The following is a 12,345-nucleotide window of genomic DNA, read 5'->3' as shown; positions in this document are numbered from 1 at the left end:
GTAAATAAGAGAGTTAAATGGACTTATTCAGATTAAACGGAAGGACGGCAGTAGTTACAGGCGCTCTCGGATTGATTGGCAAAGAGCATTGCAAAGCTTTAAGCGAAGCCGGCGCAAATGTTATTGTTGCAGATCTCGAAGTAAGCCAATGCGCTAAGTTTGCTTCTTCGCTTCAAACTGAATCGATCGGTTGTTACCTTGACGTCACAAATCCGGATTCAATTAAAAAGTTGAGAGATGTAGCACTTACAAAATTCAATCATATCGATATTCTCGTAAACAATGCAGCAATTAATGATATGTTCGAGAATCCGAAAGCAGCCAGCGAACAGTCCAAATTCGAAAATTATCCGCTCGAACTCTGGCAGAAATCGATTGACGTTAATCTGACCGGGGTATTTTTATGCTCGCAGATCCTCGGAAGCGAAATGGCCAAGCAGAAATCCGGCAGCATAATAAACATAGCATCTACTTACGGTATCACCGCGCCGGATCAGTCTCTATACAAAAAAGTGGATGGAACACAATCCTTCTATAAACCACCGGCATATTCGGCTACAAAAGGCGCAGTAATAATGTTTACAAGATTCCTGGCAAGTTATTGGGGAAGCTCCGGTGTAAGAGTGAATACTCTTTCTCCGGGTGGAGTGGAAAACTCACAGGATGAATTTTTCATCTCCAGATATTCAGCAAAAACACCTCTCGGAAGAATGGCACAGCCAACAGACTATAAAGGAGCTCTCATTTTTCTGGCAAGCGATGCATCCTCATACATGACCGGCTCCAATCTTATAATAGACGGCGGCTGGACATGCTGGTAAAACAAATTATATTTGCAGTTTCCATTTAAGTGCTTATAAGGATTTATCGAAATGAAAAAGAAAAAATTATCCCGCAAGGAAATTTCTGAAAGAGCATCTAAAATTAAATTGCTTCTTCTGGATGTTGACGGAGTAATGACAGACACCGGCGTTTATTATTCATCTGACGGGGAAGAATTTAAAAGATTTTCCATTCGCGACGGAATGGGAATAGAACGTCTGAGAAGAATTGCAGATGTTGAAACGGGAATTGTTACCAGAGAGGATACTAAAATTGTTTCGAGCCGCGCGCGCAAATTGAAAATTACCGAATTACATCTGGGTGTGATGAAAAAAGAAGAAATTCTGCCGGAAATCCTTAAAAGAAAAAATCTCCGTGCCGATCAGGTCGCTTTTATGGGTGATGATACAAATGATGTTGAAATTATGAAGCTGGTCGGACTTGCAGCATGTCCGGGTGATGCCACAGAATTCGCTAAAGAAGTCGCCGATCTTATTGTAAAGAATAAAGGCGGCAACGGGGCTGTGAGAGATTTTGCAGAATTAATAATTGATGCAAAATTAATTAATAAGGGAAGGAAAAATTGATGAAATGTGCCAGAGTAAAGGTGGGGAACCGTTTTATAGGCGATGGTGAACCGGTCTATATCATCGCCGAAATCGGAATTAATCATAACGGTTCAATTGCCCTTGCACAAAAGATGATCGACGGTGCTGCCGCGGCAGGTTGCGATGCTGTTAAATTTCAAAAAAGAACTCCCGAATTATGTGTTCCGAAAAATCAATGGACAGTTGAAAGAGAAACTCCCTGGGGCAGGATGTCGTACATTGAGTACCGCCACAAGGTTGAATTTGATTTTGATCAGTACAATGAGATCAACGAGTATTGCAGGCATCATGGAATCGACTGGTTCGCATCGCCATGGGACGAGGAAGCATTCCTGTTCCTCGAAAAATTCGATCCTATAATGTATAAACTTGCGTCAGCTTCCTTAACCGATCATTCCCTGCTTAAAAAAATCAGATCTTCCGGAAAACCGATAATGCTATCGACTGGGATGTCCACATTGGAGGAAATTGAAGAAGCTGTAAAAATACTCGGTACCGAAAATCTTATGATAGCACAGTCAACTTCAACTTATCCATGCCCGGTTAATGAATTGAACCTGAATGTTATCCGGACCTACAAAGAAAAATTTCCTTGTATACCAGTCGGCTATTCGGGACATGAAACCGGATTAGCTCCCACGCTTGCTGCAGTTGCATTGGGTGCGTCATTCGTAGAACGCCACATAACACTCGACCGCGCAATGTGGGGAACCGATCAAGCTGCATCGGTTGAAATTGTCGGCTTAAACAGACTGGTTAAAGATATCCGCGACGTGGAAAAATCTCTGGGAGACGGAATAAAAAAAGTATACGAGAGCGAACGTAAAAATCTGCAGAAACTGAGAAGAGTAAATATGGAGTTGACCAAGTAATGAATTCCGCCGGGATGTTCGATTTCATAAAGGACTTTATAAATAATCTTGAACCGTTTGAAATTATCTCTTACTCCATTATTGCGGGTGCGGCAATATTGTTTATAATTCTCGAAAGAATTTTCCCATATAACAAAGGTCAAAAGATTTTGCGCGAGGGATTCTTTGACGATTTTGCGCTTTATACAATAGCACAAAGTTATATTCTCGGCATTATAATTTTTGTCTATGTAATCAGGTCGATCGATAGCGCAACGGGGATATCGCGGCTCCAATTATTTTCGCATATACCAATCTGGATCCAGCTTGTATTTTTTACTATCACACACGATCTTTATATCTACTGGATGCACCGCTGGCAGCACAGAAATAAATTTCTCTGGCGCATTCACGAGGCTCATCATTCGCCAAAGAAAGTTGATTGGTTATCCGGCTCAAGATCTCATGCAGTCGAAATTCTGATTAATCAGACCGTGGAATTTCTCCCGATTGTGCTTTTGGGTTCGCCTCCCGAAGTTGCCGCATATAAAGGTGTTATTAGTGCGATCTGGGGGATGTATATCCATTCGAATATCAATGTGAAAACAGGAAGACTTCAGTGGATAATAAACGGACCCGAGATGCACAGGATCCATCATACTACCGGCAAAGGCAGGAACAGGAACTTTGCTACCAAGTTAGCTGTGTGGGACTGGCTTTTCGGCTCAGCATTTCTGCCGGATGAAAAAGCTGAGGAGTACGGACTTAAAACCTTTTTCCCGAATAATTATTTGAAGCAGTTCTTATTCGCGTTCAGGAGTTTTAAGAAAAATTGAATTTAATGCCGCTGAAGATCTCTTCAGCGGCTTGGATTTTACAATCCCTGAATTTTCTGCCCGTTAGGATATCTTACTGAGTAAACAAGTTTCTTAGTTAAAGATTTGGATCCTTCTATATTGATATCCCAGCCGATCTTTCCATCTTTAACTGTATATTTCCCCCATGAAGAATCGATCAATTTGACTTCTATTTCCTCGTTTTTAGAAATAGGTACCTGGTCTTCAATTAGAATTTTTACAGGTATATTTTTATTATTTCTCACTACAATTTCAAAGCCAAAAAATCTTTCAACGTCGCTGCTTAGAAATTTATCCTCAGTAAAATCTTTCATAACTTCTCTTTTTACTGTAATACTCTGATCGCGTCCGAGTGAAATCTTAAGTGAATCTTCGGAAGTAAACGGATCGATAAAAGATTCGCCGACAAATGAATTCTCGAAATAGATATTTGCTGTACCTGGCAGCAGATTAAGATTGTTCCAGTCTGTTAGATATGCCACAAGAAAAGCATTGTCATCCAGCTTCGGTGCCGCGTAATAAGTATATCTCGCGGAGACAGAATAATCTCTAATCGCAACTGTGTAAGGCTTGCCGTCGGAAGGGACAGAATATTTCAGAGATGGATTGAATTCAACGGAAAGCTGTTTCTGATCAACCGAAATATAATCGGCCATCGATTCAGCCATTTGTATTTCGGAAGACATAGCAACAGGTGCTGCAGCCAGGCTTTTCTGGGCCGCTCCTACACGGTCTTTATATAATGCAGCCTGCTGAAAATCAATAAACCAGGGATAGAGTTCCGGCTTTGCATTATTCTGAACCGGATTTCTTGTTGATAGAATTATGTTAACGTCGTTCCAGTCAACACCGCTTCTCTGCCAGACATTAGCCTTATAATTAAAATTGACGGGTCCGTTCAAATTATCCACTCTGATATCGTAAACAGGCTGCCATCCTGCTTCATTTACCAGATACGTCAGTGTCAGATCAAGTTGTGTTGAACTCTTAGCGGAAACGGTTACAATCAGTTCGTTTTCAGGTCTGTTTAATCTTGCATTCAGTTCCGCAAGCTGTTTTTTTATTCTATCGACCTCTTTCTCAATCTTTTTCGACTGATTCATAATAGAGAGCTGACTTGATTTAATTTCCGTAAAACGTTTTCTGAAATATTCCGAAATTTTCTGAAGATCGGTCACGGTCACTCCTTTGCTATCAGTGCCGATTTCTTTATTAGCCATCAGGAGTTCGATTTCATATTTCAGAACATCCAACTCACCCTGTTTTAAATATAATTTCTGATTGAGAGTTTCGAGAGAATCTTCAAGAGCTTTTACTACAGGATTCTGCTCGGCGGGCTTCAAATAATCAAATCTTTGGACAACCGAGATAATAACCGCATCCCCTTTGGCCGAGAGATTTATACTGTTACGGTTGATACCGGATGCCAAACCCTTTAAGACAATCTCAGTTACACCTTTATCAACTTTATATTTTGCAAAATGCTGAATTTCGGCCCCGGTTAAGAATACTTTTACGCCGGTCAGATCCATTTTAACTTCATTACCGGGCAAAGCAAGAAGGCTGCTTCCAAAAAGAATAAACACGATTAAAAATATCCTGTATTTCATATTAACCTCATTAAGGTATTTATTGACTCCGGTTAATTAACATTTTCTTATACATAAATCAAAACCGGCGGTTCCAGAAGGATTTGGGGCATTTGATTCCGGTCTTATTCCTTTCAAATAAGGGCCTGTTTCGTTATTTTTGCTCCGTATTTGTTCAAATTAATCTAAAGTTAAGATCTTATAACTAACCCGATTGTTTCAGATTTTTCCTGCAGAAAATAATTCAATGAAAAAACTACTGATTGATTTTTTAAAGAAGTACTTCAATTCACTTGTTGAAAGCTGGAGTTCGAAAGTTACTCGCGTTTTCAGCAGCAAACTTTCTGAAACTCAAATACGTACATTTGTTGAAAGCAGCATCAACACTCTTGTTGATGTCATTGAAGGAAACGATTACCAGGCCGCTGATCAATATCTCATAGATATCTATACCCTTTTCTCGAAATCCAATTTGAATCTGATTGAAATAAGCGAGCTATTCAGTCAGGGGAGATTCTCTCTATTGAACGAAATTGAGAAAGAGGATACTGGTCAGTTCGACCCGGTTATTGTACTCGGTTATTTAGACGGAATTATAGAGCAGATATTTGCGCGGTACGGAATGCTCCATCAGGAGACAAAAATGAAGGAGCTGGAAAAAGATCGTGACCGGCTTGCATCCCGACTTGAGCTCAACCAGGAGTATCTTGAAAACATTCTTCATGTATCCGACTCGGCAATAATGATTGTAGACAGCAGCGAAAAATTTATTTCGTGGAATAAGGGAGCGGAAAGAATTTTCGGTTATTCAGCTGAGGAAATGATCGGGAAACCATCTTACTTTTTATTGCCTGACGGTGAAAAGTACATTGAGGAGTTAAACAGAATAAGAGAGGAATCGAAATTATCCCACGGTGCGAGGTACTTTGAAACTGACAGACGGACAAAAGACGGACGCATAGTAAGTGTTAAGTTAAGCGTATCGAAATTGCCGAGCAGTAATGGTGAATATGCCGGGCGGCTGATTATTATCGAAGACTTCACAGAGTACAAAAAGCTTCAGGCGCAGATCGATCAGTCGGAAAAACTCGCAGTAATCGGACAACTGGCTGCCGGAGTTGCCCATGAGATCGGTAATCCCCTCGCTTCCATTTCATCACTTGTTCAAATACTTCAGAGGAAAAGTCAGGATCCTTTCATCACCGAGCAGCTTGTAAATATTAAGGAGAATATTGACAGAATCACCCGGATAGTAAGAGAGCTGGTTGACTTTTCGCGACCTCCCAGCTATGAACTTGCCGTTCAGGATATAACTGACATTATAAAAACCGCGCTCGGAATAGTTAAGTATGATAAACGTGTGCGTAAAGTTAACTTTGTAACTGAGATTAAATCAGGGCTTCCCAAAGTAAACGTTGCAGCCGATCAGCTTCTGCAGGTGTTCGTTAATATTCTGATTAATGCTATCGATGCTACAGACGGAAGTGGGACCATTACAGTGAAATCAGGTTTCGATTCCAAAAATATTTTCGTCGAGATTTCCGACGATGGCTGCGGTATGGATCGGGCAATCATCGAGAAAATATTCGATCCTTTTTTCACTACAAAAGAAGTCGGAAAAGGGACCGGACTGGGATTATCGGTAAGTTACGGAATAATAAAGCGGTTTAACGGCGAGATTAAAGTGGACAGCAGGATTAATTACGGAAGTACATTTACAATTCTATTACCAACCGAATTAAATTAACTGGAGATAAAATGGCTGTAAAAATTTTGATTGCAGACGATGAAAAGCCGATCAGGGATTCCTTAAAACTGGTACTCGACGAGGAAGGATACTCAACCGAAGTTGCAGGCGACGGAGAGGAAGCGCTTCAGAAAATTCAATCGGATAATTTCGATATTGTAATTACTGACATTAAAATGCCAAAGGTGGATGGAATTCAATTGCTGGAATCGACTTCTAAAACAGCTCCAGATACCTTCTTTATAATTATGACGGCCTATGCTTCGGTTAAGACGGCAATTGACGCTTTAAGACAGGGCGCATACGATTACCTGATAAAACCGATTGAGTTCGACGATGTAATTCTTAGAATAAAAAAGCTGATCGATTTTAAGAAACTTGCAGCCGAAAATAAATTTCTTCGCCAAAAAATCTCTTCCGATGCAGGATTTACAAATCTTATCGGTAAAAGCGAATCTATGAAAAAAGTATTCGATATAATTTCTCAGGTAGCACCAACAAACAGCAATGTTCTAATACAGGGAAAAAGCGGAACGGGAAAAGAACTTGTTGCCAAGGCAATTCATTTCAACAGCAAAAGAAAAGAGAGAATCTTTTTACCGATCAATTGCGGAGCTATTTCGGAAAATCTGATTGAAAGTGAATTGTTCGGACATAAGAAGGGCGCATTTACCGGTGCGGCCGATGATAAACAGGGATTATTTAAAGTTGCCGACGGAGGCACACTCTTCCTGGATGAAATTGCAGATCTTCCATTGAATATGCAGGTAAAACTCTTACGCGCTATTGAAGACAGGGAATTTTTTCCGGTCGGCGGAACGAAGCCTGTTAGCACAGACGTTAGAATAATAGCGGCAACAAACCAGAATCTATTTGAAAGAACCAAATCCGGTGAATTCAGAGAAGATCTATTTTACCGGCTTAATGTTGTTGAGATTAAACTTCCAACACTAAACGAAAGGAAGGAGGATATTCCGCTTCTCATTAATCATTTTATCGAAAGATACAGCAACGAAATGGGCAAGAAGATTATAGGTGCCGATAACGAAACTATGAAAGCATTGATAGCGCACGACTGGCGCGGAGGCGTACGTGAACTTGAGAATGTAATTGAAAGAGCAATCATATTCTGCAACAGGGATCATCTTACCATTAATGAGCTTGCGGATTATTTCAGAAAGGACTCTCTCGATGCCGGTTATCCTGATTCTTTAAAGGAAGCCCTGCGGAATTTTGAACGGGAACATATTCTTAAGACTATCAAGAAATTCGATTACAATAAAGAGGAGGCATCCAAAGCACTGGAAATTGGTCTCTCCTCTCTCTACAGAAAAATGGATGAACTTGATATTCCAACCAAGTCACCAAAAGATGAGGAATTCTAGAGATTAAAATTCAAGACTGATTCCGATCGAAGGCAAAATGCCGATTGACGATTGGTCATCAATCTCTCCCTTCCTGTAGTCCCACCTGATTGTGTTGGAAACTTTTCTGTTATAAATATTCTGTATATCGATATAAGTGATTAATGCAATACTTTCGAAGTCCCATCTTCTGTCAACCCTGATATCAAGTGAGTGAACCGGTTTAAAACGGCTTGAGTTGAAATTTGCTACACTTTGAGTACCGTCCAAATTGAAAGGAGTAAACGGATTTCCTGTTGCAAAACGGAATTTCAGAGAAGCTTCCCACTTATTGTTGAATATATAACCGGCACTAAGATTAATTATCCATTTCTGATCGAACGAGCCGGCTCTTTCAATTCCGTCGAGAGGAGTAAACCTGCTTTCGCTGTATGTAATACTGAGGATTCCATAGTGCGGGACCTGCGAGGATTTTTTCTGCATCGAAAACTCGACTCCTTTTACAACACCTTTTCCGGCGCTAATTAAAGGATCCAATCCGAATGAAGAAAAATTCTCGTCGCCACCCCCGAAACCCGCGCCTGTATTGGCCAGGATGAGATACGGACGAAAAGTACTTGCCGGGTAATTCTTATAATCCTTATAAAAACCTTCCAGTTTCATTCTGATATCGTCGCGTAGCTTCCGTTCATATCCAACAACAAACTGGTCGACGCGTACTGCTTTCAAATCCTTATTAGATTCAAATGCTGCAAGCCAGATATACGACGGATTCTGATGGTAGATTCCAGTACTGAAACTTAAAGTAGCTTTATCGCTTATTATATATGAAAGTGCAAGGCGGGGACTAATATTAAGTCCGTTATTTATTCCGCTGAAATAATCCGCCCTGGCTCCGAATGAGATCATTAACCTGTCGAACAGTACATCGGAGTATTGGGAATAGAAGCCGAACTTGGAATAATTTCTCGATGTACTGAGAGAAGTAATTTGAAGAGTTTCTCCGAAAGATGTTAAGAAACTTTCAAGCTTTAGATCCGCATTGAATTTAATAAGTTTTGCCGATGTACCAACGTTCAATTCGGATGTTGATGATAATTTGTAAACAAGGTCGGCTTTTAATTCGTTTTCACCTTCCCTGGACTGGTTAAGGAAAATCGGATTTAGAAGCGTATCCCTCTGGGATGTGTCGTAGTCAACAAAATTTCTGGAGAGGGTTATATTATAGAATCCTTTGCCGAACAGCTTTCTGAAAGAGATACCGGTCACATACTGGTTCTGGTTGCTTCCAAGGATCCGGGAATTTTCGTAAAGGTCTTCCGAATCTTTATTGTTAAATTTTACTTTGTCGAATGCACCGATAAAGAGATACGACAATTTTGTTCTTGTATCTATTTCGTATGTGAATTTGGAAAGGAGGTCGTAATATTCTGGCACAAAATTAAATCCGGCTGCATTGAAGATAAAATCAAGATAACTTCTTCTGGCAGAAAAGATAAAATTGGAGTTTGATGAAACCGGTCCTTCCAGATTAAATCCGAATTGAGAAGCTGAAATAGTCCCTTTCCCTCCTATCCTGTCTTTTCTTCCCTCTTTTAAGTCGATCTGCAAAACAGACGAGAGTTTATCGCCATAAATGGCAGAAAACCCGCCTGTAGAAAAAGTTGCTTCCCTAACGTAATCGAGATTTATAAAACTGAGAGGTCCGCCTGTAGCTCCCTGGCTGCCGAAATGGTTTATATTAGGCACAACAAATCCGTCAACCACATACAGATTCTCTGATGGTGCGCCTCCTCTTACAACGAGGTCATTCCTGCCGGGACTCGCCTGAGCAACACCGGGAAGGACAGAAAGCGCACGTACCACATCCTCAAATCCGCCCGGAGCCCTTCTTATTTCCTCGTTTCCGAATGTTATAACGCTGTTTAACTCTGTCGGGTTCATATCAAAATACTCCGACTTAACAACAACCCCTTCTAGTTCAATTACCGCCTCTGTAAGTTCAAAAAGAAGCTCAGTCGGTTTAACGTTATTAACAATCACATCAGATTTCACGATTGTATTAAATCCTATTGCAGAGACTCTAACCTGATAAGTGCCGGGTTCCAGGCCGCTGATTTCAAATTTGCCATTTATATCGGTAGCAGCGCCTATATTTGTACCAAGAACTACAATATTGACAACAGGCAACGGTTCCTTTGTAATCTTATCAGTCACTTTACCGGTAATACCGCCTCTGGAATTCTGGGCGGTAATTGTAATCTGAATGAGAAGAACAAAAACTGTCGTAAAATATTTTAACTGTTTCATTTTCCTTTATAGATTTTTTTAACTACTTAACTAACACTGTTCATTTAAAATTAGTTCTGATTTAAAAATAGATAATAAAATGAGCAGTATTATCTACTTTTTTTTATATTTGAACCGCATCTCACCTATATAAAGGGCTATGGAAAAGGAAAAACCGGACTGGGGTAACCTCTTAAATTTCAGCGATGGGATTAAGAACATATTTATTTCCATCATATACAAAAACGGTGAAGGCAGAAACTTTTTTTCGAATTCTATTTTCGATATAACCGGGTATCAGCCGGATGAGATTAATTCTTTTTCAGAAAAAATATATTCAATTGTCTGCGAAGAAGACCTACCTTTGCTAAAGAAAAAGCTTGCGCAGCTTGAGAGCGATTCATCACTGGATTCCGGTACTCTTAACTTCAGAATTGTTTCGAAATCGGGTATTAAAATTTGGCTCCAGGAATCACTTAAATTGATCAGGGATCATGATGGTGAAATAGTTGAAAAAAGAAGTACGTTTTTCGATATAACTGAATTGAAAGAGAAGGAACTGAAAATCGAAAAGTCTAATACGGCTCTTATTGAACAGAATTCAGCCAAGGATAAATTCATTTCAATAATTTCGCACGATTTAAGAGCGCCTTTTACAACTCTTCTCGGATTTTCTGAAATACTTTTGAATGAGAAGGATCTTAGTGAAGATGAAAAACTGGAATATCTGAAATATATTTACGACGCATCCAAAACCCAGCTCAACCTGATTAACTGTCTTCTCGATTGGTCCCGGCTTCAGACAGGAAGAATAAAAATTGATCCGATGCGCTTAAACGTTAAGTCGGCAGTAGCAGCCGTTATAACTCCGTTAACCGGGGATGCGGTACGAAAAAATATTGATATTAAGTTCGATATTCCGGCAGACTTATTCATGAACGCCGACGAAAGATTGATCGGACAGGCAATTGTAAATCTTGCAAGTAATGCAATAAAATATACTCCTGACGGGAAAGAAATATATATTCACGCGCAAAGATTCAAAGACGGAATGATTGAGATAATTGTGAGGGACCAGGGTCTCGGAATAGCAGAAGAAAATAAGGATAAGCTATTCAAAATTGATCAGAAATTTTCGCTTGTAGGGACAAACGGTGAAAAAGGAAGCGGACTGGGACTGACATTAATGAAGGAAATAGTTGATAAGCACGGCGGTCACGTCTGGTTCTATTCGCAGGTAGGTGAAGGAAGCGAATTCCATTTCACGGTTCCCGAAGCCAAGAACTGCGTACTTGTTGTAGAAGACGACCCGTCTGTAAGAGCTCTTTATAAAAAGGTTATTGAAGAAAATCTGAAAAATTTTGACATCGTTTCCGTAGATAACGGATACGAGGCAATCGGGATACTTAAGAATCTTCTCCCCACTTTAATTATTACGGACCACGATATGCCGTTGATGAACGGGATACAACTTGTTGAAGCTCTTAACAAACGGGAATCGAGCAGGTCGATTCCGGTAATTGTAGTTTCTGCCAAGCTTACAGACGAAATCTCGAAAGCATATTCCAGATTAGGTGTTAATAAAATTATTCCCAAACCTCTCGAACTGAATCTCCTGCTCGATACAATGCAGGAAGTTATTTTTTAGGTTTCTCTTACCGGATAAATTATACTATGCCACAATCGGAAAAAGAAATAGCAAGGCACTGGTTTGCACTCTATACAAAACCCCGTCAGGAATTTAAAGCGGTCTCTCAGATCTCCTCTTTATCGATTGAAGTTTACCTTCCGACAATGCTGAAAGAAAAAAAATGGAGCGACCGTAAAAAGAAAATTGAAGTGCCGGTATTTCCCGGATACCTATTTATTTTTGCTGACGAATACGAGAGAATTCATTCAATGCAGCAAACATCAATTGTTAGAACTATCTGTTTTAACGGAAAACCATCGGCAATACCGGATTGCCAGATTGAAAACCTTAAAAAAATTCTAGCCGAGAAACCGGAAGTATTTGTTACGGATAAAATTGAAGTCGGGACAAAAGTTATGATAACAGAGGGACCATTTAAAAATGTAACCGGTATTGTTACAGAGCATAAAAAGGGGGAAAAGCATCTTGCCGTATCAATTGATCTTCTTCGCAGATCGGTGCTGGTCAGGATTGATAATGAAGGCATCATAAAAATTGTAGAAACCTGAGCTTTGCCATTCATATTTT

10 protein-coding genes are annotated in these 12,345 nt (G+C 40.0%); 8 read left to right on the top strand and 2 right to left on the bottom strand.

The genetic code is table 11. The annotated features are described in order from the left end of the window. Positions 1 to 17: 17 nt before the first annotated feature. The 4 genes from PLZ15_11300 to PLZ15_11285 are packed head-to-tail and all read left to right on the top strand — an operon-like array spanning position 18 to position 3,117. Positions 18 to 821 (top strand): SDR family oxidoreductase, encoded by an 804-nt coding sequence (locus PLZ15_11300; protein ID HOI30330.1) that lies wholly within the window; start codon positions 18 to 20, stop codon positions 819 to 821. A 51-nt stretch (positions 822 to 872) separates the two neighbouring features. After that, positions 873 to 1,409: an HAD-IIIA family hydrolase gene (locus PLZ15_11295; GenBank protein ID HOI30329.1), complete on the top strand. Its 537-nt coding sequence runs from the start codon at positions 873 to 875 to the stop codon at positions 1,407 to 1,409. Beyond that, positions 1,409 to 2,302 (top strand): N-acetylneuraminate synthase family protein, encoded by an 894-nt coding sequence (locus tag PLZ15_11290; protein ID HOI30328.1) that lies wholly within the window; start codon positions 1,409 to 1,411, stop codon positions 2,300 to 2,302. The genes PLZ15_11295 and PLZ15_11290 overlap by 1 nt, the downstream gene beginning before the upstream one ends. Then, positions 2,302 to 3,117: a sterol desaturase family protein gene (locus PLZ15_11285; protein HOI30327.1), complete on the top strand. Its 816-nt coding sequence runs from the start codon at positions 2,302 to 2,304 to the stop codon at positions 3,115 to 3,117. Before PLZ15_11290 ends, PLZ15_11285 begins: the two co-directional genes overlap by 1 nt. Before the next feature lie 38 nt (positions 3,118 to 3,155). On the opposite strand, the gene PLZ15_11280 is transcribed toward PLZ15_11285, so the two are convergent. Beyond that, entirely contained in the window at positions 3,156 to 4,748 is a 1,593-nt protein-coding gene (locus tag PLZ15_11280; protein HOI30326.1) for a DUF4139 domain-containing protein, read from the bottom strand. A gap of 226 nt (positions 4,749 to 4,974) precedes the next feature. On the opposite strand from PLZ15_11280, the gene PLZ15_11275 reads away from it, so the two are divergent. Continuing rightward, the gene (locus PLZ15_11275; protein HOI30325.1) at positions 4,975 to 6,474 is read left to right on the top strand and encodes a PAS domain S-box protein; all 1,500 of its coding nucleotides are present in this window, start codon (positions 4,975 to 4,977) and stop codon (positions 6,472 to 6,474) included. Positions 6,475 to 6,485: 11 nt separating this feature from the next. Further along, the gene (locus tag PLZ15_11270; GenBank protein ID HOI30324.1) at positions 6,486 to 7,859 is read left to right on the top strand and encodes a sigma-54 dependent transcriptional regulator; all 1,374 of its coding nucleotides are present in this window, start codon (positions 6,486 to 6,488) and stop codon (positions 7,857 to 7,859) included. 3 nt (positions 7,860 to 7,862) lie between these two features. Here PLZ15_11270 and PLZ15_11265 read toward each other — a convergent pair whose 3' ends face one another. After that, positions 7,863 to 10,148, bottom strand: a complete 2,286-nt coding sequence (locus PLZ15_11265; GenBank protein HOI30323.1) for a TonB-dependent receptor — start codon at positions 10,146 to 10,148, stop codon at positions 7,863 to 7,865. 139 nt (positions 10,149 to 10,287) lie between these two features. Between PLZ15_11265 and PLZ15_11260 the strand changes: the two genes are divergently transcribed. Further along, complete coding sequence (locus tag PLZ15_11260) at positions 10,288 to 11,775, top strand: response regulator (GenBank protein ID HOI30322.1); 1,488 nt, start codon at positions 10,288 to 10,290, stop codon at positions 11,773 to 11,775. A gap of 26 nt (positions 11,776 to 11,801) precedes the next feature. After that, the gene (locus PLZ15_11255) at positions 11,802 to 12,326 is read left to right on the top strand and encodes a UpxY family transcription antiterminator (GenBank protein ID HOI30321.1); all 525 of its coding nucleotides are present in this window, start codon (positions 11,802 to 11,804) and stop codon (positions 12,324 to 12,326) included. Positions 12,327 to 12,345: the final 19 nt, after the last annotated feature.

The sequence above is a fragment of the Melioribacteraceae bacterium genome, from assembly GCA_035362835.1.
Taxonomy (GTDB): Bacteria; Bacteroidota; Ignavibacteria; order Ignavibacteriales; family Melioribacteraceae; genus DSXH01.
Note: the sequence above shows the minus strand (reverse complement) of the source record. Positions and strands in the feature narration are given on the sequence as shown.